The 21,326-nt window shown below is 68.9% G+C and carries 23 protein-coding genes; 15 read left to right on the plus strand and 8 right to left on the minus strand.

Features of this window, described 5'->3' with window-relative positions:
• The first annotated feature begins 97 nt into the window (after nt 1-97).
• Nucleotides 98-910: an inositol monophosphatase family protein gene (locus tag ACFWZH_RS24025; RefSeq protein ID WP_384434746.1), complete on the plus strand. Its 813-nt coding sequence runs from the start codon at nt 98-100 to the stop codon at nt 908-910.
• A 43-nt stretch (nt 911-953) separates the two neighbouring features.
• A complete protein-coding gene (locus ACFWZH_RS24030) occupies nt 954-1,601 on the plus strand; it encodes an NADPH-dependent F420 reductase (RefSeq protein WP_384434748.1) in 648 nt (215 codons plus the stop codon).
• A gap of 663 nt (nt 1,602-2,264) precedes the next feature.
• On the opposite strand, the gene ACFWZH_RS24035 is transcribed toward ACFWZH_RS24030, so the two are convergent.
• A complete protein-coding gene (locus ACFWZH_RS24035; protein WP_384434751.1) occupies nt 2,265-2,771 on the minus strand; it encodes a hypothetical protein in 507 nt (168 codons plus the stop codon).
• A gap of 1,159 nt (nt 2,772-3,930) precedes the next feature.
• Here ACFWZH_RS24035 and ACFWZH_RS24040 point away from each other — a divergent pair.
• Nucleotides 3,931-4,341: a RidA family protein gene (locus tag ACFWZH_RS24040; RefSeq protein ID WP_384434754.1), complete on the plus strand. Its 411-nt coding sequence runs from the start codon at nt 3,931-3,933 to the stop codon at nt 4,339-4,341.
• Nucleotides 4,342-4,680: 339 nt separating this feature from the next.
• On the opposite strand, the gene ACFWZH_RS24045 is transcribed toward ACFWZH_RS24040, so the two are convergent.
• Both ACFWZH_RS24045 and ACFWZH_RS24050 read right to left on the minus strand, forming a co-directional pair.
• A complete protein-coding gene (locus tag ACFWZH_RS24045) occupies nt 4,681-5,271 on the minus strand; it encodes a hypothetical protein (RefSeq protein WP_384434757.1) in 591 nt (196 codons plus the stop codon).
• Between the two features lie 353 nt (nt 5,272-5,624).
• Nucleotides 5,625-5,840 (minus strand): hypothetical protein, encoded by a 216-nt coding sequence (locus tag ACFWZH_RS24050; RefSeq protein WP_384434760.1) that lies wholly within the window; start codon nt 5,838-5,840, stop codon nt 5,625-5,627.
• 1,402 nt (nt 5,841-7,242) lie between these two features.
• On the opposite strand from ACFWZH_RS24050, the gene ACFWZH_RS24055 reads away from it, so the two are divergent.
• Complete coding sequence (locus ACFWZH_RS24055; protein ID WP_384434763.1) at nt 7,243-7,641, plus strand: hypothetical protein; 399 nt, start codon at nt 7,243-7,245, stop codon at nt 7,639-7,641.
• 357 nt (nt 7,642-7,998) lie between these two features.
• On the opposite strand, the gene ACFWZH_RS24060 is transcribed toward ACFWZH_RS24055, so the two are convergent.
• Nucleotides 7,999-8,280, minus strand: a complete 282-nt coding sequence (locus ACFWZH_RS24060; RefSeq protein WP_384434766.1) for a hypothetical protein — start codon at nt 8,278-8,280, stop codon at nt 7,999-8,001.
• 524 nt (nt 8,281-8,804) lie between these two features.
• Between ACFWZH_RS24060 and ACFWZH_RS24065 the strand changes: the two genes are divergently transcribed.
• The 4 genes from ACFWZH_RS24065 (at nt 8,805) to ACFWZH_RS24080 (ending at nt 12,647) form a co-directional block, all read left to right on the plus strand.
• Nucleotides 8,805-9,707, plus strand: a complete 903-nt coding sequence (locus tag ACFWZH_RS24065) for an endonuclease/exonuclease/phosphatase family protein (RefSeq protein WP_384434769.1) — start codon at nt 8,805-8,807, stop codon at nt 9,705-9,707.
• A gap of 727 nt (nt 9,708-10,434) precedes the next feature.
• Entirely contained in the window at nt 10,435-11,361 is a 927-nt protein-coding gene (locus ACFWZH_RS24070; protein WP_384434772.1) for an NADP-dependent oxidoreductase, read from the plus strand.
• A gap of 4 nt (nt 11,362-11,365) precedes the next feature.
• The gene (locus tag ACFWZH_RS24075) at nt 11,366-12,304 is read left to right on the plus strand and encodes an AraC family transcriptional regulator (protein ID WP_384434775.1); all 939 of its coding nucleotides are present in this window, start codon (nt 11,366-11,368) and stop codon (nt 12,302-12,304) included.
• Nucleotides 12,305-12,341: 37 nt separating this feature from the next.
• Complete coding sequence (locus tag ACFWZH_RS24080) at nt 12,342-12,647, plus strand: hypothetical protein (protein ID WP_384434778.1); 306 nt, start codon at nt 12,342-12,344, stop codon at nt 12,645-12,647.
• Here the strand turns inward: ACFWZH_RS24080 and ACFWZH_RS24085 are convergent.
• The gene (locus ACFWZH_RS24085) at nt 12,620-13,093 is read right to left on the minus strand and encodes a MarR family winged helix-turn-helix transcriptional regulator (protein WP_384434781.1); all 474 of its coding nucleotides are present in this window, start codon (nt 13,091-13,093) and stop codon (nt 12,620-12,622) included. The two genes, ACFWZH_RS24080 and ACFWZH_RS24085, sit on opposite strands and share 28 nt — an antisense overlap.
• Before the next feature lie 90 nt (nt 13,094-13,183).
• Between ACFWZH_RS24085 and ACFWZH_RS24090 the strand changes: the two genes are divergently transcribed.
• Complete coding sequence (locus ACFWZH_RS24090) at nt 13,184-13,510, plus strand: hypothetical protein (protein ID WP_384434784.1); 327 nt, start codon at nt 13,184-13,186, stop codon at nt 13,508-13,510.
• Nucleotides 13,511-13,533: 23 nt separating this feature from the next.
• Here the strand turns inward: ACFWZH_RS24090 and ACFWZH_RS24095 are convergent, their stop codons facing one another.
• Nucleotides 13,534-14,235, minus strand: coding sequence for a MerR family transcriptional regulator (locus tag ACFWZH_RS24095; RefSeq protein WP_384434787.1), 702 nt, complete (start codon nt 14,233-14,235; stop codon nt 13,534-13,536).
• A gap of 87 nt (nt 14,236-14,322) precedes the next feature.
• Between ACFWZH_RS24095 and ACFWZH_RS24100 the strand changes: the two genes are divergently transcribed.
• The 3 genes from ACFWZH_RS24100 to ACFWZH_RS24110 all read left to right on the plus strand — a co-directional run bounded on the left by ACFWZH_RS24100 (nt 14,323) and on the right by ACFWZH_RS24110 (nt 16,252).
• Nucleotides 14,323-14,802, plus strand: coding sequence for a DUF6194 family protein (locus tag ACFWZH_RS24100; protein ID WP_384434790.1), 480 nt, complete (start codon nt 14,323-14,325; stop codon nt 14,800-14,802).
• A 190-nt stretch (nt 14,803-14,992) separates the two neighbouring features.
• Nucleotides 14,993-15,544: a flavoprotein gene (locus ACFWZH_RS24105; protein WP_384434792.1), complete on the plus strand. Its 552-nt coding sequence runs from the start codon at nt 14,993-14,995 to the stop codon at nt 15,542-15,544.
• A gap of 168 nt (nt 15,545-15,712) precedes the next feature.
• Nucleotides 15,713-16,252 (plus strand): hypothetical protein, encoded by a 540-nt coding sequence (locus tag ACFWZH_RS24110; RefSeq protein WP_384434795.1) that lies wholly within the window; start codon nt 15,713-15,715, stop codon nt 16,250-16,252.
• Nucleotides 16,253-16,385: 133 nt separating this feature from the next.
• Here ACFWZH_RS24110 and ACFWZH_RS24115 read toward each other — a convergent pair whose 3' ends face one another.
• The gene (locus ACFWZH_RS24115; protein ID WP_384434798.1) at nt 16,386-17,615 is read right to left on the minus strand and encodes an acyl-CoA dehydrogenase family protein; all 1,230 of its coding nucleotides are present in this window, start codon (nt 17,613-17,615) and stop codon (nt 16,386-16,388) included.
• Between the two features lie 162 nt (nt 17,616-17,777).
• Here ACFWZH_RS24115 and ACFWZH_RS24120 point away from each other — a divergent pair, with 162 nt between their 5' ends.
• Complete coding sequence (locus ACFWZH_RS24120; RefSeq protein ID WP_384434801.1) at nt 17,778-18,425, plus strand: TetR family transcriptional regulator; 648 nt, start codon at nt 17,778-17,780, stop codon at nt 18,423-18,425.
• A gap of 112 nt (nt 18,426-18,537) precedes the next feature.
• On the opposite strand, the gene def is transcribed toward ACFWZH_RS24120, so the two are convergent.
• A complete protein-coding gene (def, locus tag ACFWZH_RS24125) occupies nt 18,538-19,110 on the minus strand; it encodes a peptide deformylase (protein ID WP_384434804.1) in 573 nt (190 codons plus the stop codon).
• A 186-nt stretch (nt 19,111-19,296) separates the two neighbouring features.
• Here def and ACFWZH_RS24130 point away from each other — a divergent pair, with 186 nt between their 5' ends.
• Complete coding sequence (locus tag ACFWZH_RS24130; RefSeq protein ID WP_384434807.1) at nt 19,297-20,535, plus strand: MurT ligase domain-containing protein; 1,239 nt, start codon at nt 19,297-19,299, stop codon at nt 20,533-20,535.
• A 38-nt stretch (nt 20,536-20,573) separates the two neighbouring features.
• Nucleotides 20,574-21,302: a type 1 glutamine amidotransferase gene (locus tag ACFWZH_RS24135; protein ID WP_384434810.1), complete on the plus strand. Its 729-nt coding sequence runs from the start codon at nt 20,574-20,576 to the stop codon at nt 21,300-21,302.
• Nucleotides 21,303-21,326: the final 24 nt, after the last annotated feature.

The raw sequence follows: 21,326 nt of genomic DNA on the forward strand, positions 1-21,326 counted from the left end.
AAAAGCATGCACTTGTTGTTAACCATCAAGGGGCCTAACTTCGAAGGGCGGGTGCGGCACAAGCCGCCCGCAAGGACCGAACCCAGGGAAGCCCGCCATGAGCACAGTCATGCATTTCGACGCCCACACGACGCTCCTGTCCGACGTGACCGCTGCGGTGAAGGCCGCCGGCCTCACGCTGCGCGACCGCTACACCACGCACGCCCGAGGAGTGAGCCTCGACGAGGTCGTCGAAGAGATCCACGCCAACGACGACGCGGTACTGGACGTGCTGCGGGAACCGCTGCTGCGGGCCCGGCGAGGATCGCAGTGGGCCGAGGACGAGCTGGCCGGCGGCGCGCTCCCGCCCGGGGAGTGGTGGGTCGTCGACCCCGCCGAGGGCAACATCAACCACGTCCACGGCATGGAGGACTGGGCCGTGACCGCCACCCTGGTCCGCGACAACCAGCCGGCACTCACCGTCGTCCACCTTCCGCTCACCGACGACACCTACACCGCCGTCGCCGGCGGAGGTGCCCGCCTCAACGACCGCCCCCTGAAGGTGTCCACCAAGACCGATATGGGCGCCGCGCTCATCGGCACCGGCCAGGCCAAGCCCGGCGAGGACAAGCGCACCTTCCGGCGGATCGGTGACTCCGTTACCGCCATGCTCATCAACGGCCTGGTCGTGCGTGTGTCTGTCCCCGCCACGATGCAGCTCATCCACGTCGCCGCCGGACGCATGGACGCGTTCTGGCAGTTCTCCGACGTCCGCTCCGGCCTGGTCGCCGGCGCCCTGCTGGTCTCCGAGGCCGGAGGCACCGTCACAGACCTGGCGGGCGAACCCTGGAACACGGGCAGCAGCGACTTCCTGGCCGCCGCCCCCGGCATCCACGCCGCCGCCCTCAAGGTCCTGTCGCCGATCGCCTGACCGGACACCTCCCTCTTCCCGACAGCGCAAGGAGAATCACCTCATGACCAGCATCGGCATCCTGGGCGCCGGCCGCGTCGGCGCCAACCTCGCCAGCAAGCTCTCCCAGGCCGGACACCACGTCATCCTCGGCCGCCGGAGCCCGACGGAAGAGACCGCAGCGGCTGCCCAAGGCGCAGGCTCCCGCGTCTCCTTCGCCGACCAGCGCACCACCGCCCGCACCGCGGACATCGTGATCAACGCGACGCCCGGCGACAGCGCCCTTGACCGCCTGGCCGGCCTGCGAACCGAACTCGCCGGCAAGATCCTCATCGACGTCTCCAACGCCACCCGCGACGCCGACGACGGCCTGCCCGGAGACCTGTGCTATCCCGGCAGCAGCCTCGCCGAGAAGCTCCAGGCCGCCCTCCCCGACACCCATGTGGTCAAGACCCTCAACACCATGCTGTTCATGGTCATGACCGCTCCCGAGACCCTGGCCACCCCACCGACCGTCTATGTCTCGGGCAACAGCGAACACGCGAAGACGACCGTCACCGGCCTGCTCGGCGACCTGGGCTGGAAGCCCGCATGGATCGAGGACCTCGGCGACATCACCACAGCCCGTGCCACCGAGGCCATGATCCTGGTCGTGCCCCACATCCTGCGCCGACACGGCTTTGAGCCCTTCGCCGTCTCCCTCGCCCGCTGACCCCGCCAAGACCGGGTTCAGACCAAGGTCAGGCAGCGGGCCCGTGCGAGGCAGCTGGGCGCTACCACGGACAACGCCCACTGGTCCGCAAGTGACGCCCAAACTCATGGACATTGATCATGCCTACGCCGCGCGAGGCGGCTCCCGAAGTCGTCGACAAACGACTCCCATTCCCGCTTCGCGACCTCCCACAGCCCGTCCGAAACAATCCAACTCCACGTACCCCGCCCCATGAGCAGCCCAACGACCGCCTCACCACCCACATAGGAGGGAGTGAGTCTTGTTGGCTGGGAATGCTTCGAGACGGCGTCGCAGCCGTCATGGTTCGGCGTCGATCCACAGGTGGAACTTGTCCCGCTGGTATCCGGCACGCGATTCGCGAGCCGCCTTCAGCCGGCCTATCGCCGCGGCCAGAGACAAGCCACCCTGCTTGCCATCGGACGAGCCAGCACTCGGTGTCGACGACGGCGACTTCGGGTCCTGGGGTGAGGCGTCGGGAGCGCACGCGGTCACGGACCATCAGCAGCGGACAGATCAGAGCGGCGGCGGCGACCTGGCGCACGGAATACATAAGGCCCCCAGGTCAGGCGAGGTGAGGCGACGTCAGCTCCATGGGCCTACCCACGTGCACCGATGCACGTCAATGGGAGGACGTCGTCGGGGTCAGTCGTGCTCGACTGGTGGTTGCCGGCTCAGGAAGTGCGCAGCTGCCTCGACCGCATCGTTCTTGAGCTTTTCGACGGATACGTCCCAGTTCTCGTCCCAATCGTCGAGGGCATGCGCGCACACGATGAGCGGCTGCAGCGCGTCGGGGTAATCGAAGTCCACGGCGACGTCACGCCAGATCCGGAAGGCGCCGACCGCGGGGTCGAGGGAGCCTTCCACCATCTGACCGGCAAGCCAGTAGGCCAGCGCCCACCTCGTAGCCCGGGCATCGGCAGGCGCTTCGACCTCAAGGCCCAGCTCGTTCAGCACCCGCTCAAACAAGTCCGGCGCTTCGAGCTCTTCGTTGCGCCCGAGGCCGGCCAGCATCGCAAGGGACTCGCTCTCGACCCCGGCAAGCAACGCGTCCAGACCAATCTGAATGAGAGTGCCAGACGCGAAATACCCGCCGAACGCTCCCTCGTGCGCGATGCGGCTCAGCTCCTTGAGCGCCTCATCACGACTCACCAGGCCTCCTGCCGGCGGACTGAACCCGCAACTTTCCCGAGCCGCGCCCTGGCTTCCTGACCCAGGCGATCGGCCACGTGCTGATGCCGTTTCACCGACCCGCTGTCTTCAGCGGGCCGAGCAAGGACACCAGCGCGAGTTTATCGAGCCGGTATGACTACCCACTCCCCCGAGTGACCGCCATACGGATTCACCACGATGGCCGGCGTGCCGGTGTCATCGTCGCGCTGCGCCTACGCCAACGACCTCGACGCCGAGCGCTCCCTGGTCGGCGTCACCACCCGTAGCAACCGGCAGAAGGCTGATCGGGATCCGGCACAGGGGCTTCCTCCGGCCGCTGATGCCCAGTGCACGTATCTCGCCGACTGGGTCGGCATCAAGCTCCGCTGGTCGCTGACCGGCGACCGGCGACCGGCGACCGGCACGAGCGTGACGCCCTGCGCGAGCTCGCCACCGGCTGCGAGGACACCGACGCGGAATTCGAACGGGTGTAGCGCAAAGCAGGCCCCGGGAAGGGGTGGCGGCCGGAGTGCACCGACGTGCGAAGGACAGTGCGCCCCGGCCTCTTCCCACCTACCGGAGACGGGTTGTGCTGTCGACGTTATGGGCATGGTGGGCATATCGCGACGTGGTGCAGGCATCCGTGCGGCAGCTCGGATGACGCCAGTCTCCGCTGTGGGTGGTGATGAGCGCCGTTCCCCAGCTAGGGACGGTCGCACGTGAGTACTTCTACGGATAGCCAGCCCCCGCCGTGATCAGCAGGATGGCTCCGTGACTGATCACGAGGGTTGTTCCCAAATCCCTGTTCGCCCTGCACGCGACCATCGGGCCGCGGAGAAGGCGATGAAGGCCGTCCTCATCGTGGCGGCCGTAGCGGGTGCGCTCCTGCTGTTGTGCCTGGTCCCCTTCTTCATCAGCCTCTTCGCTGTGGCCAGGTGACCGTGGCAGGGCCTTGAGGAGAACGTGGCCGGCTTCGTTGATCTCTAGGAACAGCGTTTCTCCACGGGCTCCGGAGTCAGTTGGTGATTACCCGATCCACGCGTATCGACCGGAAATGACGGCGTTTCCGTGGGAGCGGTGAGAAAAGAGAAGGCGGATGCCAACGGGTCCTTGGCAGGATGTCCGCGCTCAACACTCGATGGGAAAGGACCCGACGATCATGACTCGTGCCATCACTCTGATCCGCTCCGCATCCCTCTCCGACGTCGCCGAGTACGCCTACGCGGCCACGGCGCCCGCCGACTCCCGACTGATCTTCCTCGCCGGTGCGTGTCCCCTGAACGACGACGGCTCGACGGCAGCGATCGGGGACTACGCGGGTCAGGCGCTGAAAGCTGTCGAGAACATGCAGGCCGCTCTCACGGCCGCCGGCGCGTCACTCCAGGACGTCATCAGTACAAGGATTCTCGTCGCATCGGCCCGGCGGGAGGATTTGGTGGCTGCCTGGCAGGTGGTGCGGGACTCGTTCGCTGACCATGACGTTCCCAGCACCTTGATGGGCGTCACTGTGCTCGGCTATAAGGACCAGCTCGTCGAGATCGAGGCCGTCGCCGCCGTACTCGACTCTTGAGGCCCGATGACACCCTGCGGCGGCCGGGCGCGGCCTGGACCGGATGTGCCTGGCGGGAGCACCACGATGCTGCTCTGGCAAGAGACCCGGTGCCTCCCAAACTCATCCACACCACCTGTCCATGGAACGGGGTGCCTCCCCAACTCATCGACGAGCGACGTCAGTACTGCGGTTCTGGCTCGATTTCCGTGAAGGCGGCACGCGGGGTGACGGCTGACGCTCAGGTCAACCTCCTGGGATTTTCCTGAAAGTGAGCCGTGCGAGCCTTGGCGTGAAGGCCGATGCCGCGCACCCGCCCTCCGGATGAGGTTCGGGCCGAGGGGAGGTGTCGCCGGTTGGTCAGGCGATGAAGTCGTGGAGGGCAGGCAGCGGATCGGTCGTCTCGACAGATCCGATGTAGACCACGGCCTCCTCGAACTGGAAGTGGGAGAGCCCTTCGTGGCGTGGGCCGATGACGAGAAGGTTGCTCCCGCGGCGCCAGGCGGCGTGCCGCCAGTCGCCGGGGCCCATGGCCAGGGTGCCGCCTTCGGACCTGAGGTCGCGCTCCGGGGGACCGAGTCGCTGAGTGAATCCGGTGATAGCGGCGTCGATCTGCGCGTCGAACACGTCGCGTCCGGCGTTCTCGTGGCTGGACCAGCCGGGCAACGTGCCCCAGAAGTCCTCAGCCCAGTCCTCGCCGCCAACCCAGTAGAAGTGGGCGAAAGACAGGGCGAGGTGGTCCCCGAGGTAGGCGAGATGACCTTCGGCGGTGACAAGAGTGTCTTCCAACGGCAAGTCGTCGCCTTCGCGCCAGCCCAGACGCTGCAGTGCCGCCTCGGGGACCGTTCGGTCGTCCCATGGCAGTTCCGCCAGGCCGACGATCTGTTCCACCAAGAGGGAGGTGACGGGGCAGGCGGCGACGTGATCGGCGATCGGGTCCTCGTCTGTCATGGCAGAACGGTATCCAGGCCCTGTGACGACATCGCCCCCACCCCCACACGACCTCCAGCCGGTCCGAAGTGTCTTCCCAACCCATAGCTCAGCGTGCCCGCATCACAGAAGTTGAGCCAGAACCCGTTCTCATGGACATAGCCAGTGGGGCCGTGGGGAGGCCGACTGAGTGGGTGCTGCGAGGTGCGTGGGGAGAGTCGGCATCCGTCCATGCTGGCGCGTATCGGATCCGGTGTTACCCCGGTTCGGGGCCCGGCCACGGTGTGCGTCAGCGTGGCCTTGCTGGTACCGGGTCTGCCGGTCGCGGCCGGGCTGCACCCCGGCGCCGAGGTGGGCGCCGGGGTGCAGCTTGGTCACCAGATCCAGTGCTGGAGCCACGCCGTCAGCAGGGTGATGGCGCTGCCGCCGGCGGCGTAGAGAGCCCCGCGGAGGGGCTCCTGCCACATCGGGCGGTGGATCGGCCCGTGGGAGAGGTGCGGGTGCAGTTGACGCGCGGCCTGGCGCTGGCGCCAGAGGGCCCGGCGCCGCTGATGACGGCCCCAGCGCTTGCCGTTGTCGTCTTCGGGCATGGTGGTAACGTCGTCCACGGATATACCTCCAGTGAAATCGCAGGAGATCTGGTCTTTGCGGGTCTTACTGGTGGTGCATCGCGCAGGGAGTCGTCGACCCGGTTTCTCAGGCCACTGGTCGCGGCTCCTTTTGCGTTACTGAGATGGTAGCGAGCGCCAAGAGGAATACATTCGGCTGCGGCCGGACCCGTGTTTCGCTTCTGTGCCGTTGTGTTGGCACGTGTTCCTGATGGTCATTCAGGATCGCTGAGAGCGTGCCCATCCAGGGCGTTTTTGTTGCATTGCGTCTCGGCTGGCTGCACGTTAGTGCGCACAGGCCGGTAGATGAGCAAAAGTGCTGCGGAGAGCTGCTCGCAGACGCCCCTCTCCACCTGCCCTTCGATGAAGACGACGCTGTACAGGATTAGCGGGGCGAAGGACTCACGTTGGTGCACAGAGGCTCGTAGGTGAGGACGATGAAGCAGCCTGACCTGCACAGTGGCGTGCCGAGCATGGCGGCGGACGTGGTTCGGCTCCATGCGCTGTCCTGTGGTGCGCCAGCGCGAGGCCCCCGGCGGGAGGTGCGGGTTTCTCGGTGTCGATCAACGCTCGTATGAGGCGGCTCAGCTCTCTTCCGCAGTCCTGGTAACCAGGTGACCTCGTCACAGCGTCGTCTTTCGTCGTGACCGTCTGGTCTCCGGCGGACAGCTCTCGAAATTTGAGCGCTAGGCGTTCCTGCTCAACGATGTAGACGCCCACGGACTCCACCCGTGCCACTACCTTTTTGGCGAGGATGAAGGCGCGCGGGCCCTTCCCGGCTATGCGCCACTTGCGGTAAGTGCCTGGTGTGATGCCGAGGCGGGAGGCGATGCCGGGTCCGGCTTCGGTGTCCTCGATCCATAGGAGACCGGGTGGGGGGATCCTGCTCGTCGCTGCACCTCCGGCTGAGGCCTTCCCCTCCCGAGAGATACCCGACGGCCGTGCGCCAGGCGTTCAAGGACGCGGCTTGGCCGGGTATAAGCGCGAACTCGCCGGGGCCCGCGCTCACACTGCTACCGCCATTTCCGGTACGCATCGACGATCGAAGTGCGGCTCACGCGGATCGTGTGCCATTTGGTGCGCAGTGGGCACGCGTGTGGCTCGGTGGTTTCGGGCATGGCGAAGCTCCTTCGTTGTGTGGTCAGGGGTGCGGGGCCCGCTGTGTCCCGCTGGGAGGGGTAGTCGGCGGCGCGTGCGTCTCGCTGCATCTGCCCGGCGTGGCGTTCCGCTGTTCCCCGCGCGAGCGGAGTTGAACCAGCGCTGAGGATGGTCGCGTCCACTTTGGGAGGCATGGACGTGCCGCGCAACCAGTTCACACGGTCGCGCGGATTTTGTACCGCCTGGTCGAGGAACACGCTGCTGGGGCCTCCCGCCAGCAGCTTCGATGCGCGGCTGCGGGGCAGAAGGTCCCTGGTGGGACTGGGAAGTCATCGCCTGGAACGCTGGCCAGCTTCGGTTGGCTGCCGGCCACGACCTCACCTATTACCACGGCTTGGAGCTGGTCTTCGACGATCCGGCCTTCGTCAGCTGTCCAGCGATGTTTCACGATCCGGTCTTCCGCGCACCGACGACCGAGGAGTTGCTCAGAGTCACCCGTCAGCTCGGTGAAAGACCGCCCGTTCTGGTCGCCTTCGAAGGAGACGCGAACGGCCAGGAGCCCGTCTCCTGCCTCATCGCTGCGGAACGGCTCAAGATCGTGCACGAGAAAGTTCTGAGGTGCTGGCGGGAGGGCATAGCACCCGGTCAACGCCTCGCGCCATGGGTGCGGCCGCCGGACCGGTAGACAACGCCGTTCATGGCCGATCAACCCACGACGCGGCAGCTGCCCGCAGTTCGCCGTAGCCTGCAGCACCACCCCTGCGGGTGACTGAGACACCAGATACTGGGCGAGTTCTGGGTCCGGCCGCGGAGCGGCCAACCGGCCCCCACGGCCGGGCCCTCGTCACGCCGGGCAGCGGCGACGGCTAGCGGTGACGCTCAAGCTCGCGGACGAGACCTGGGGTCGGTGGCGGTGAACGGCCGCGTCAGGCCGCCAGCCTCTGTGACACATTCCTGCGCCTGTGGACCACCCAGGGCGCGCCCACCCGAGAATCGCCTACTCCCCCGCCCCGTACCGGATGCCCCACCAGATGGCGCATCCTTACCAGAGCGTCAGCCACACGTTGAAGAGAACATAGAGCGCTCCGAGGGAGAGCGGTGCCAGAGCAGCAGTGGCCAACCGCAACGTGTTGTGGCGACGCCGCCACGGCAGGAGCCAGCTGACCAGTAGTAGTGCTGCGGGGACAACAAGCCCGTACTCGCAGCACACTTTGAAGATGAGCGAAAAGGTCGGCTCGTTGTGTTCGCTGTGGCACTCGTTGCCGCACAGGGTGGAAGTGATGATGACGAGCCAGCCGAGCACAAATGCCCCGCCCAGAGTCACGCCGGTCGAGATCGCCGGAAGGATGATCGCCCGGGGATCACGATCGTCGTCCGTCGGACGTCTCGGCTCGGCACGGAAACGGCATCTTCTCCATGTACTACAGCCAACCCTCCACCACGTCCGCGCGCATGAGTCCTGGTACTCAACCTCGCACCCCACCTGCACTCTGACCTCGGTCTTCACAGCCGCGTACGACGCGCCCACCCCGTGCCACTGAGGTCCGTGGCGGCGGCAGTGATCTCGGCCGTGGCGTCGATCCGCTTCGCCTTCGGGTTGTAGGAGAAGGCGAGGGAGGAGTGCCGCGCCGTTACCCAGCTTCCGGAAGTACGGGCCCCGCGCCCCGGCCCCGCTGAAGCCGGCCAGCGCCAGACCCGGGGCCAGGACGAGCGGCGCGACGGTAGGGAAGGGCATGTCCCGGTCTTAGGCGTGGATCCGAGGATTCAAGGTTTCCTCAAGGCGGTGTTCCTACGTTCGTCGGTGAGTCCGCATGGGACTCGGTGAGTCCACAAGGAACAGGGGGAACCGTGAGTAGGTCGAGCAGCACAGCACGCACAGCATGGCGCGCCACGAAGGTGTGGCTGATCGGGTCGATGGCGGTGGTGGCGGGGCTCGTGACACCCGCGTACGCCGGTCCCACGTACGCCGGAAGCGCCGCCGAGGAGCCCCTGAAGCCGATCTCCAACCGGTTCATGACCTGGAACACGAACGGGCAGGACCTCGGCACGCCGAAGGCGATCGCGGAACAGATCAAGCACTTCCTACCGCAGGTGGCCGCGTTGCAGGAGTCCTGCTTGAACGAGGTGCGTGAGGCTGTTCGGCAGCTCAACGAAGCGGGGCTGAAGTACGAGTACCGGAGCGGACTGGCCGCCCTGAACGGCGGCTGCCCGGGCCGGCTGGGCACCGCGATCGTCTACGCCAAGGGCACCACGGTCAGGGCGCACAACAAGAAGGGCTACAGCGACGACGAGGGATGGCTGGAGGCGCGTGGCATGCAGTCCTTCACCACGAAGCTCGACGGCCAGTGGGTCCGGGTGTTCAACACGCACCTCAGTGCACCGCCCTACGAACGTCTGAGGAAGCTGCAGGCCAAAGAACTGGCGGACGCCACGCGACCGCACCCCCGCGCACTGATTCTCGGCGACCTCAACACCCGGCCGCACGCCACAAACGTCATGGCCCCGATCTGGAAAACCGAGTTCAAGGACGTCGACCAGTTCTGCGGACCGGCCAAGGATCCGCGGTGCACCAAGACCCTCCCGCTGACCGGGCCGCCCCGTACTGCCGAGGAGTCCAAGTACGACTACATCCTCGGCCGGGGCGTGAACTTCCGTAGCTGCAGGCTGCATACGCCCACCGATGACCACCGGATCGTGATCAGCGATCTCACCGTGGCCAATGTTCCCCGGCCGGTGTGCACCGTGACCTGACGGACGCGGACGGGGCAGGGCGGCCGGGTCTCCCGTCCGCCCTGAAGCCCGTCACCCGTACACGGGCCGCTACGCCCCGTCCCGTCGCCGCACGAGCAGGCCAGCGCTCCCTGTGAAGCCGCGGCGCTCCGCGTGGGCGAGGCTCGGCGTCGCCGCCCCCGGCAGCGTCCCCCTGAACCTCACCGGCCACCAATCCCCCTAAAGCTGCGCTCGCCCCACCCGCGTGCTATACGAGCGCCTGGACCGCCTTGCTGACGCCGGAGGCTGCTGGTCGGCTGCGGTGCCGGCGGGATTCGAACCGCGGACGGGGAGGGGCAGGCCCGCCCGGTCCCTGTCAGTCGCCGCGAGAAGGGCCTCTCTCGCGGCGATCGCAATGGGCCGCTCTGCCACGGCTCCGCAACCTGCGGGTGCTGCGCAGTCCCGCTCCAATCAAGGTAGAGACAACGCCCTGTGGAGGGCGAGCTCTTTTTTACGGTACGAACCGGCAGGTGAGGGGTTCGGCCAGGGCGCGGATCACCTCGGCGGACGCGGGAGTGGTTCGCCACGATCAACCGGAGCGACCGCGGCTCCGCGGTGGCCGCCCCGCGTGCCGGTGGCTGGCGAGGAGGGCTGAGAGTGTCGAGACGGAAGACGATGGGACATGTTGCCGAGACGGTAGACCATTACGCAGCTCATTCGATCTCCCTAACGTTGAGGGCATCAACCCGAATGACAAGGGAGAGTTCCCATGCGTGCTGTTGTCCAGAATTCCTTCGGTGGACCCGAGGTCCTGGAGACCGTCGACATCGACCGGCCCGAGCCCCTCGGCGGAGAGGTGCTCATCCGCGTTCGGGCCAGTGGCGTGAACCCCGTGGACGTTGCCGTCAGGTCGGGGGCCTACCCGCTGCTGGGCGAGCCGAGTTTCGGTGTGGGTTGGGACATCTCCGGAGTCGTGGAGGAGGTCGGTCCGGGAGCCCGATTCAAGGTGGGGGACGAGGTGTTCGGGATGCCGTTCTTCCCGCGTGCCGCGACCGGGTATGCCGAGTACGTCGCCGCACCCTCGCGACAGGTCGCCCGCAAGCCCGCCTCGCTCGACCATGTGCAGGCCGCCGCTGTGCCGCTGGCCGCGCTGACGGCTTGGCAGGGGCTGGTGGACGCGGCGCGAGTGAAGGCCGGCGACCGGGTACTGATCCACCGCGCCGCCGGAGGAGTCGGGCACTTCGCGGTGCAGATCGCGAAGGCGCGGGGCGCGTATGTGATCGCGTTGGCGAGTGAGGCGCGGCACGAGTTCGTGCGGAGCCTTGGGGCGGACGAGGTGATCGACTACCGGGTTACCGACTTCGCCGATGCGGTGCGTGATCTCGATGTCGTCTTCGACTCGAACGCCCAGGGTTCGCGTTCGCTGAGCGTGTTGCGACCGGGCGGCACACTGGTGAGCATCATGGAGCACTGGAACCAGGAGTTGGCAGCCGAAGTCGAAGCGGCGGGGCGGCACTTCGCAGGTGTGTCGGTCGAGCCCGACTACGCGTCGCTGGAGGCGATCGCCGCGCTGATCGACGCGGGACGGATCCGGCCCCATGTGCAGGAGACATTCCCGCTCGAGGAGGCAGGCAAGGCGCATGAACTGGTCGGATCCGGGCGGGTGCAGGGCAAGGTCGTGCTCACCGTAGGGTGAGGGCGTGGACATCCTTACCGAGGCGCTGAGTTCGATGCGGACCGGGCTTCCCACGTCCGTCCGCACCGACGGCCGTGCCCCCTGGGGGCTTCGGCTTCCGTCCGTCGCAGGGGCGGGCTTCCACGTGGTGCTGTACGGAACGTGCTGGCTGGTACCCCTGGAGAACGCCCCACTCCACGTGGAGCCGATCGCCCTGAGTCCGGGCGATGTGGTCTTCCTGCGCGACGGCCGTGGCCACATCCTCGCCGACCATCCGTCCACACCGGCCCAGGTGGAGAGGCCCGAGCAGTTCCGCCCGGGATCGCCCGTCGGTACGGTGAAGCTGGGCGGCGACGGCGCGCTGACCAGCCTGCTGTGCGGCAACTACCACTTGGACCAGAGGCGGCCGCACCCGTTGGTGCGGCAACTGCCCGAGGTGATCCATCTAAGGACGGGGCACGGCCGCCACCCCGAGCTGAGCGTCGCCGTCCAACTGCTCGGGATGGAGCTGGAGAACCCACGGATCGGATCGGCCGGCATCGTCCCCACGCTGATCGACTCGCTACTGCTCTACATCCTGCGCGCCTGGCTGGAGGACCAGCCCCCGGCCGCCGCGCGGGGCTGGGCCGCGGCGCTCGGCGACTCGGCGGTCGCCCCGGCGCTGGCGGCCATCCATGAGGATCCCTCGGCTCCGTGGACCGTCGAGTCGCTGGCCGATCGGGCCGGGCTCTCGCGGGCGGCCTTCGCACGGCGGTTCGCAGCGCTGGTCGGCGAGCCGCCCATGGCCTATCTGACCCGTTGGCGCATGACGACCGCGGCCCGGCTGCTGCGCGAGTCCGACAACCCACTGATCGCTGTCGCCGCGCAAGCCGGATACAGCTCCGAGTTCGCCTTCGCGAAAGCCTTCAAACGCGAGTACGGCCTGGCCCCCGGCGGATACCGCCGTCAGGCCCGGACCGCCTGACGACAGATCCACCACCGGGCACGAAGGCCGGCTGACCATGGGCGACGCGACAGCGCTGGACGGCTTCCTGGACAGCGTTCTGGACGGCTTTCTGGACGAAGAGGCCGTGCCCGGCGACCTGCACGGGGCGACGGCGCGGCGGCTCACCGTCTCCCCGACGGACGAGCGCACTGACGAGCGCACGGACGAGATGATCCTGCCGTGCAGTGTCGCCGACCCGGTCTTGGCGCACGCCGTGCTGAGCGACCTTCAGCCCGGAGGCCAGCTGCGCGTCACCGGCTATCTGCGGCTGCCGCGCGCAGCCCGTGACCCGCATCAGCGCGCACGGTCCGCCTCACCCTGAGCGAGCGCCTCCGTCAGACGCTCCAGTCGCACGGCGAAGGCGGCGGCCTCACCCGGCGGCCACGTCGCCATCTCCTCGGCCAGGAAGGATTCCATCGCCCCGCGCAACGCCGTGACCGCCCGCTCGCCCTCATCGGTGAGGACCAGCCTGGTGGCACGGGCGTCAGCAGGGTCGGGGCGACGGGCGATCAGCCCGGCCTCCTGCAACCTGGTCGCATAGCGGGTGGTGACGGTGCGGTCCATCCCGATCGCCTCGGCGAGCTTGGTGGCGGTGACGGGGCCCACGCGAGCGAGCCCGGACAACACCGGGTAGGTCGTGGCGTCCACGCCCTCCACCCCCGAGGTCAACCGGCCGTAGAGCCCGGCGCGGGTGGCCCGCAGGGTCAGCGCCCCGATGGCTGCTGCCACGCGGGCGGCGGACGCGCTGTCATGCGTCGTTTCACTCACGCCTCGATGATACGTGCAAAAAACACGGAGTCCTGCTACCGTCGAATGCGTGCAGAAAGCACGTGCATTCAACACGCAAAGGATGGACCCATGTCGCATTCGTCTTCGCCCCAGCCCCAGCCCCAGGACCAGGACCAGCACCCGCACCCGCGCCCGCCCGTCGTACGCCCCGAAGACGTCCTGCCCGAAGGGGTCGACTCGACCGCGATCAACGGGCTGACCGTCCGCAAGGGTTCGGTGGCCGCATTCGTCGCCAACGCCCTCCGACTGGACGACCTCACCGAGGGCACTCCCGAGCACGCAGCCGTCGTCACACAGCTGCGAGAACTCGCTCCCGCCCTGCGCACCATCGGCCTCCTCGACGTCTTCCGGCCCCGCTCCCCCGTGGTGGAGCGGATCCTCGCCGAGGTCGCGTAGCGCGGCGGACGAAACAAGCGGGATCAGGCCGCCCGCCCACGCAGGGAGAGCAGAGCGCTGAGTGCGGCGGCACCGTCGAGCAGCGCTCTGGAGCGGGCCGCGATGCCCGCGTCCCTGGTAGCCAGCGCGGAGGCGACGTCTTCCAAGCGGCGGGCGCGCCCCAGCTCCGGTACGAGGGCCCGAAGGGGTGCGATGCGGTAGCCGGCCTTGCGGAGTTGGTGAACGATCCGCGCAGTGCGCACCTGAGTCGGGGTGTAGCGGCGCGTTCCTCGCACGGGGTCGCGGTCCGGGACGACGAGACCCTCCGCATCCCAGTGCCGCAACGTCGAAGGGCGCACGCCGAGAGCCGTGGCGAGTTCGGAAACGCCCATCGAGTCCGCTGCGCTGACGTCGACGATCGGCTCGCCGGCGATGGCTCGGGCGGCCTCTCTGGCCCGACTCAGTTCCGTGCGCTCTGTGTCGAGCCGGGCGTGCGCCGCGTCGAGAAGGGCGAGCGCCTGCGCAACGGGGAGCTGGTGGACGGCCCGAACGATCTTCTTGGCCTCTGTCGGACCCGCGCCTGCCGCGAGGGCGCGGTAGGCCAGCGCGGACTGCAGATGCACCTCCCCATAGGTCCGGTAGCCCGCGGCCGTGCGCGTCGCCGGCGGAAGCACACCGTCGCGCTCGAGATTGCGAATCTGCTGCACGGAGTACCCGGCACACCGCGCGACATCGACCGTGCGCATGGCCCCCGATTTGAGACCTGACAACGTGAATCTCTCCCTTCTCGGCCCCAAAGTCTCCACAAGCACTTCAATGCAACGCTAGAGCACATGACCACCATGGACGAGATCATCAGCTTCGTGGACGGCCTCGACGGCGTCCTGACCATCAGGCCGGCGCCCGGCGACGGCTCACCGGAGATCAGCTGGGGCGACACGTTCTTCCACTACGCGCCTGACGGCGTCGTCCCGGCAGCCGCCCAACCGTTCGCGACGATCGTGACCAAGGACTACCCCGGCGACGAGGCATCGCGTCTGGACCGGGCGGACGCCTTCCGCGTGAACATCGCCGCCGGGAAGGAAGCGTTCGTCCGGTGGACCGGCCACGCGCCACGCGAACCGGCCGCCACCGAGGTCGACCCCAGCACCCCCGACACCGTGATCGCACACCCCGCCTACGGCGCCGTCGGCTGGTTGGCAGTGGTGAACCCGGGCGGGCGTACGGAGGCGGCAACCCGCGAGTTGCTGCGTGCGGCCCATCACCTCGCACGCTCACGCCACGAGCGACGCACGGAATCGACAACGCGATAACAACGCGATAAGGCGGCCCGGAGCGGGGGTTGAGTCGGGGCGGCGGCCATCCGCCGTCGCTCCGACCGCCGACCTGCCCGATCACCACCCCACATCCTCGGGACGATCGTCGAAGCGCTCCGTGAGGCGAGCGACTCGCGCCCGAAGAGGCACCGTTGCGCGGGTCGGCCGATCGCGGTGGACTGCCCCGATGACCAAGACCCACACCCTGTACCTGATCGCCTGCGCCGCGCCGCCCGCCCGCTGTCTGGAGACCCCCATCCGCGCTGCCCAGAAGGCGGGTTGGGACGTCTGCCTGATCCTCACACCGTCCGCGTACCGGTGGGCGAAGGAGGACGCCGAGGGCGAGATCGAGACCCTGGAACAGCTCACCGGCCACCCCGTCCGGTACCAGTACAAGCTCCCCAGCCAGGACGACGTCCTGCCACCGCCGCACGCGCTGCTGGTCGCCCCGCTGACCAGCAACACCATCAACAAGTGGGCTGCGGGCATCAGCGACACCCTCGCGCTCGGGCTGATCACCGAGGGCCTCGGGCTCGGCCTGCCGATCGTCGCCCTGCCGCACTGGAACGAAGCCCAGGACGCGCACCCGGCCGTCGCCCGCAACGTCGACTTCCTACGGGTCGCCGGCGTGACCGTGCTGTACGGCGAGGGCGGCTTCGTGCCGCACCAGTTCCGCAACGGCGACCGCGACAGCTACCCGTGGCAGGCCGCGATCGACGCACTGCCGGCCATCGACTGACCCTGGTCAACGCCTGCTCCCCGCAAGCGCGGATCGTCCCGTCGCTACCTGGCGGCTGACAGCCGGCTCGTCTGCCGGCCGCCAGGCGGCCCCGGCGTCACATCAGGCGCTGGTGGGCCCCTTCGTGGGCTGCCGCAACGGCACTCCCGGCTGGCAGACTCCTCGATCATGGCGAACAGCGGACTGTGGGTCGGCATCCTCACTGCACTGACCGCGCTCGGAGCCAGCTACATCACCGCGCGGGCGACCTCCCGCGCGGCGCTGGTCCAAGCCCGAACAACCACAATGGCAGAGGCCCTTCGTGAGCAGCGCGACCGGCGCAGGTCCACCTATCGGGAGATGATGAGTTGCGCGCACGCCTTCTCAGAGGTCACCTGGCAGATCGACGACGTCGACGCGACGCGTGACCGCGAGGGCAAGGACCGGATCCTGACGCAGATGTATGAGCGCATCGGCCCGACCATCGGGAACATGAACAGGGCAACCCATGAGGTCCGGCTCGACGGTCCCGCCGAGGTCTCCGCCGCGGCGGAGCAGGTGCGGCAGACGGCGCGACACGTGCAGCCCCTGCTCAAGGCGCTCATCAGTGACGACGGTCCCGAGCGCAGGCACGAATACGACGCCGCGTACCGGGATTTCCGGCAGGCCTTCGTCACGTTCGTAGGTCTGGCGAGACAGGCGTTGGAGGTTGAGGACCAAGAAGGTTAGCTCTCCCACGCCTTCCGCGCGGCAGCCGCCCACGGTATCGACAGGGCCGCCCGTCGAAGGCCCCGCCCCTGCACGGGCCGGGGCCTTCGAGGTGAGAGTGAACTGCCCATAGGCGGAAGGGAGTCGGTCAGCGCTAGCGAATCGGCATGCCCGACAGCGTGCGGGCGATCACCAGGCGCTGGATTTCGCTGGTGCCCTCGAAGATGGTGTAGATGGCGGCGTCGCGGTGCATGCGCTCGACGGGGTATTCGCGGGTGAAGCCGTTGCCGCCGAGGATCTGGATGGCCTGGGCGGTGACCTTCTTGGCGGTCTCGCTGGCGAAGAGCTTGGACTGCGAGCCCTCCGCGGCGGTGAACGGCTTTCCGTTGACGGCCATCCAGGAGGCGCGCCAGACCAGCAGTCGGGCCGCGTCGATGGAGGTGCGCATGTCGGCGAGTTGGAAGGCGACGCCCTGGTTGTCGATGATCGGGCGGCCGAACTGCTCGCGGGTCCTGGCGTACTCCAGGGCTTCCTCGTACGCGGCGCGGGCGGTGCCGACGGCCATCGCGCCGACCGCCGGGCGGGAGGCCTCGAAGGTGGCCATCGCGGCGTTCTTCACCCGCTCGCCGCCGCCCGCCTTGGCGCGCTCGCGGGCGCGGGCCAGCCGCTCGTCCAGCTTCTCCTTGCCGCCGAGCAGGCAGCTGCCGGGGACCCGGACGTCCTCCAGGACGACCTCGGCGGTGTGCGAGGCGCGGATGCCGTGCTTCTGGAACTTCTGGCCCTGGGAGAGTCCGGGGGTGTTCGGCGGGACGATGAAGGAGGCGTGACCCTTGGAGCCGAGCTCGGGGTCGACGGACGCGACCACGACGTGGACGTTGGCGATACCGCCGTTGGTGGCCCAGGTCTTGGTGCCGTTGATGACCCACTCGTCCTTGGCCTCGTCGTACACGGCGCGGGTACGCATCGAGGCGACGTCCGAGCCGGCGTCGGGCTCGGAGGAGCAGAAGGCGGCGACCTTCACGTCGTCGGCGTCGCCGTACATCTGCGGCACCCAGGTGCCGATCTGCTCCTCGGTGCCGTTGGCGAGCACGCCGACCGCGGCGAGGCCGGTGCCGACGATGGACAGGGCGATGCCCGCGTCGCCCCAGAAGAGCTCCTCCATGACCATGGGGATGCCGAGGCCGGTCGGGTCGAAGTACTGCTGCGCGTAGAAGTCCAGCGAGTAGATTCCGATCTTGGCGGCCTCCTGGATGACCGGCCAGGGGGTCTCCTCGCGCTCGTCCCATTCCGCGGCGGCGGGGCGTATGACGTCGGCGGCGAAGCCGTGGATCCAGTCACGGACTTCCCTCTGCTCGTCGTTGAGCTCCATGGTGAACTCGGCCATGTCCCCTCCAGCGCTGCAGGCAGTACGATGTTACTAGCGGTAACCCGTAGTGTGTTACTCGCCAGTAAGCACTGTCAACTCCCCCGGCGGCGGATTCGCGGCGGAGGACGGGTGTTACGTTGCGCGAGCGCCACAGATTCACAACGGGTGGGGAGCACGACCATGGAGAGCACAGAGCACAGCGAGGGCCGTCATTCGGCGACCGAGCGCCGGCGGCGGGAGTTGCTGGAGGCCGCGGAGCGCATCGTGCTGCGCGACGGCCCGGACGCGTCGATGAACGCCATCGCCGCCGAGGCCGGCATCACCAAGCCGATCCTCTACCGGCACTTCGGCGACAAGGGCGGGCTGTACCGCGCGCTGGCCGTACGGCACACCGACGCCCTGCTGGACAATCTGCGCACCGCACTAGACGCGCCGGTCGTGCGCCGGGACCGGGTCGAGGCCACCCTCGACGCCTATCTGCTCGCGATCGAGACCCGCCCGCAGGTGTACCGCTTCCTGATGCACCCCTCGGACGAGGAGAACTTCCCGGAGTCCGGTTTCGACGTGGGGCGGCACTCCGCTCCGCTGCTGCGCCGGCTCGGCGAGGAGCTGGCCAAGGTCATCACCGACCGGCTGGACCTGGGGCCGGGCGGCGAGCTGAGGGCCCGGGTATGGGGGCACGGCATCGTCGGGATGATGCACGGCGCCGGCGACTGGTGGCTGCGCGAACGCCCCTGCTCCCGCGAGCAGTTGGTCGAGCAGCTGACCGATCTGCTGTGGGGGCAGCTGGCCATGGTCGAGGACCGCGCGGGCGGCCCCGGCTTCTGAGCCGAGCCGGAGCCGCGCGATGTCGAAGCCGCGCCGCGATGCCGAAGCCGCGGGGGCCGGGCCCGTCGCCGGCCTCGGCGGGCGGCCCGGCGGCCCGGCGGCACCCTTCGTCTCAGCGGGCGGCCGCCGCCTCCGCGGCCGCGGCCCGCGCCGCCCAGGGAGCCCTGGCCGCCGTGCGTAGCACCCGGCGGCGGCGCAGGCCGGTGAGCCGGTCGACGTACAGCTGCCCGTCCAGGTGGTCGCACTCGTGCTGGAGGCAGCGGGCGAAGTATCCGGTGCCGGTCACCGTCCTCGGCTCGCCGGTGACGGTGAAACCGGTCACCACGGCGCGGTCGTGGCGCGGGGTGCCCGCCTCGATTCCGGGGAGCGAGAGGCAGCCCTCCGGCCCACGGACGACCGGTCCGTCGACCTCGACGAGCCGGGGGTTGACGAGATGTCCCAGATGGCGGACGTCCTCGTCGTCGGGGCAGTCGTAGACGAACACCCGCAGCGGGACGCCGATCTGGTTGGCGGCGAGGCCGACGCCGTCGGCGGCGTACATCGTCGCGAACATGTCCTCGACCAGCCGGGCCAGCTCGCCGTCGAAGGCGGTGGCGTCCTGACAGGTATCGGTCAGGGACGGATCGCCGAGCAGGCGCATCGGGCGGAGACGGCCGGAACTACCGGGAATGGTGCGGGAGCGCATGGGGCCAAGCGTACGGTCCCGTGAACACCGGATGACGTCGCACGGGTGGCGGGGTTCGGGCCCGCGGCCGGATCTCGATAGGCTGATCCCCGACCGAAGCCTCCGGCCGGTCATCGGCGGCGGAGGAGGCGTTCCACCGGCAGCCACACCGCAGGGGGGCGCCGGATGCAAGGAGGATCAAGGACGATGGCAGGCAACACGGAGCCGCTGTCGCCGCGGGCCAAGCTGGCCGTGACGGCAGGCAAGGCCGCGGCGGCGGTATCGCGCGCGGCGGGCCGCGGCAGCGGATCGGTGATCGGTGGCCGGGTGGCGCTCAAACTCGACCCCGACCTGCTCGCGCGGCTGGCCCGGCACCTGGACGTGATCCTGGTGTCGGCGACGAACGGCAAGACGACCACGACGCGACTGATCGCGGAGGCGCTGCGGGCCAGCGGCCCGGTGGTCTCCAACGCGCTCGGCGCCAACATGCCGGCGGGCATCACCTCCGCGCTGGCCGGCGGCTCGGACGCCAAGTACGGCGTCATCGAGGTCGACGAGAAGTACCTGGCCGGCGTGGCCCGCGATGTGACGCCGAAGGCCATAGCGCTGCTGAACCTCTCGCGCGACCAGCTCGACCGCGCCGCCGAGACCCGGATGCTGGCGGAGCGCTGGCGCGAGGGCCTGGCCGACTCCAAGGCGCTGATCATCGCCAACGCGGACGACCCGCTGATCGTCTGGGCGGCCTCGTCGTCCGCGAACGTGGTGTGGGTCGCGGCCGGCCAGGAGTGGAAGGACGACGCCTGGTCCTGCCCGTCGTGCGGTGGCGTGATGCAGCGTCCCGGCGACGACTGGTTCTGCGGCGAGTGCGGCTTCCGCCGCCCGATGCCCAGCTGGGCGCTGTCCGGTGATCACGTCCTCGACCCGCACGGCAGCGCCTGGCCGATCAAGCTGCAGCTGCCCGGCCGCGCCAACAAGGCGAACGCCACCACCTCCGCCGCGGTCGCCGCGGCCTTCGGGGTGCCGCCGCAGGTGGCCCTGGAGCGGATGTTCTCGGTGCAGGCCGTGGCCGGCCGCTATGACGTGGTCAGCTTCATGGAGCGCGAGCTGCGGCTGCTGCTGGCGAAGAACCCGGCCGGCTGGCTGGAGACGTTCTCGCTGATCGACCCGCCGCCGACCCCGGTGATCATGTCGGTGAACGCGCGCGGCGCGGACGGCACGGACACCTCCTGGCTGTGGGACGTCGACTACACCCGGCTGGCCGGACACCCGCTCTTCGTGATCGGCGACCGCAAGCTGGACCTGGCGGTGCGCCTGGAGGTCGCGGGGCTCGACTTCCAGGTGTGCGAGAGCGTCGACGAGGCGGTGCGGATGGCGCCGCCCGGCCGGATCGAGGTCATCGCCAACTACACGGCCTTCCAGGACCTGCGCCGCCGCGTGGGCAACTGAGTGCGGTCCACGGACGTTACGGACAAGGACGAGCGAGCATGAGTGACAACAGCCTGCGCCTGGTGTGGGTCTACCCGGACCTGCTGAGCACGTACGGCGACCAGGGGAACGCCCTGGTGGTGGAGCGGCGGGCGCGCCAGCGCGGTCTGGACGTCCAGCGTCTGGACGTACGCTCCGACCAGCAGATTCCCACCTCCGGTGACATCTACCTGATCGGCGGCGGTGAGGACCGGCCGCAGCGGCTGGCCTCCGAGCGGCTGATCCGCGACGGCGGTCTGTCCCGCGCGGTCTCCAACGGCGCGATCGTCTTCTCGGTGTGCGCCGGCTACCAGATCCTGGGCCATGAGTTCATCAACGACCTGGGCGAGCGGCAGCAGGGCCTGGGGCTGCTGGACGTGGTGAGCACCCGCGGCGAGGGCGAGCGCTGCGTCGGCGACGTGCTGGCCGACATCGACCCCAAGTTGGGGCTGCCGCCGCTGACCGGCTTCGAGAACCACCAGGGCGTCACGCATCTGGGCAAGACCGCCCGGCCGTTCGCCAAGGTGCGGTTCGGCAAGGGCAACGGCGTCGGCGACGGCTATGAGGGCGCGTACAACGACACCGTCTTCGGTACGTACATGCACGGCCCGGTGATGGCCCGCAACCCGCACATCGCCGACCTGCTGATCAAGCTGGCGCTGGACGTCAACGCGCTGCCTCCGGTGGACGACCGCTGGTACGAGGCGCTGCGCCAGGAGCGGATCGCCGCGGCGACCCAGCCCGCATAATCCGTTTCGCCCGAATCACCCCCT

The sequence above is a fragment of the Streptomyces sp. NPDC059008 genome, assembly GCF_042749045.1.
In the GTDB taxonomy this organism is placed as follows: Bacteria; Actinomycetota; Actinomycetes; order Streptomycetales; family Streptomycetaceae; genus Streptomyces.

Bases quoted from the DNA above. Each gene is read 5' to 3' on its own strand.
- ACFWZH_RS24045 (WP_384434757.1), bottom strand. From the start codon at position 5,271: ATGACAGACGAGGACCCGATCGCCGATCACGTCGCCGCCTGCCCCGTC.
- ACFWZH_RS24040 (WP_384434754.1), top strand. From the start codon at position 3,931: ATGACTCGTGCCATCACTCTGATCCGCTCCGCATCCCTCTCCGACGTC.
- ACFWZH_RS24070 (WP_384434772.1), top strand. From the start codon at position 10,435: ATGCGTGCTGTTGTCCAGAATTCCTTCGGTGGACCCGAGGTCCTGGAG.
- ACFWZH_RS24055 (WP_384434763.1), top strand. From the start codon at position 7,243: ATGCGCGGCTGCGGGGCAGAAGGTCCCTGGTGGGACTGGGAAGTCATC.
- ACFWZH_RS24115 (WP_384434798.1), bottom strand. From the start codon at position 17,615: ATGGCCGAGTTCACCATGGAGCTCAACGACGAGCAGAGGGAAGTCCGT.
- ACFWZH_RS24050 (WP_384434760.1), bottom strand. From the start codon at position 5,840: ATGCCCGAAGACGACAACGGCAAGCGCTGGGGCCGTCATCAGCGGCGC.
- ACFWZH_RS24095 (WP_384434787.1), bottom strand. From the start codon at position 14,235: ATGCGCACGGTCGATGTCGCGCGGTGTGCCGGGTACTCCGTGCAGCAG.
- ACFWZH_RS24120 (WP_384434801.1), top strand. From the start codon at position 17,778: ATGGAGAGCACAGAGCACAGCGAGGGCCGTCATTCGGCGACCGAGCGC.
- def (WP_384434804.1), bottom strand. From the start codon at position 19,110: ATGCGCTCCCGCACCATTCCCGGTAGTTCCGGCCGTCTCCGCCCGATG.
- ACFWZH_RS24090 (WP_384434784.1), top strand. From the start codon at position 13,184: ATGTCGCATTCGTCTTCGCCCCAGCCCCAGCCCCAGGACCAGGACCAG.
- ACFWZH_RS24130 (WP_384434807.1), top strand. From the start codon at position 19,297: ATGGCAGGCAACACGGAGCCGCTGTCGCCGCGGGCCAAGCTGGCCGTG.
- ACFWZH_RS24100 (WP_384434790.1), top strand. From the start codon at position 14,323: ATGACCACCATGGACGAGATCATCAGCTTCGTGGACGGCCTCGACGGC.
- ACFWZH_RS24080 (WP_384434778.1), top strand. From the start codon at position 12,342: ATGGGCGACGCGACAGCGCTGGACGGCTTCCTGGACAGCGTTCTGGAC.
- ACFWZH_RS24030 (WP_384434748.1), top strand. From the start codon at position 954: ATGACCAGCATCGGCATCCTGGGCGCCGGCCGCGTCGGCGCCAACCTC.
- ACFWZH_RS24105 (WP_384434792.1), top strand. From the start codon at position 14,993: ATGACCAAGACCCACACCCTGTACCTGATCGCCTGCGCCGCGCCGCCC.
- ACFWZH_RS24025 (WP_384434746.1), top strand. From the start codon at position 98: ATGAGCACAGTCATGCATTTCGACGCCCACACGACGCTCCTGTCCGAC.
- ACFWZH_RS24135 (WP_384434810.1), top strand. From the start codon at position 20,574: ATGAGTGACAACAGCCTGCGCCTGGTGTGGGTCTACCCGGACCTGCTG.
- ACFWZH_RS24110 (WP_384434795.1), top strand. From the start codon at position 15,713: ATGGCGAACAGCGGACTGTGGGTCGGCATCCTCACTGCACTGACCGCG.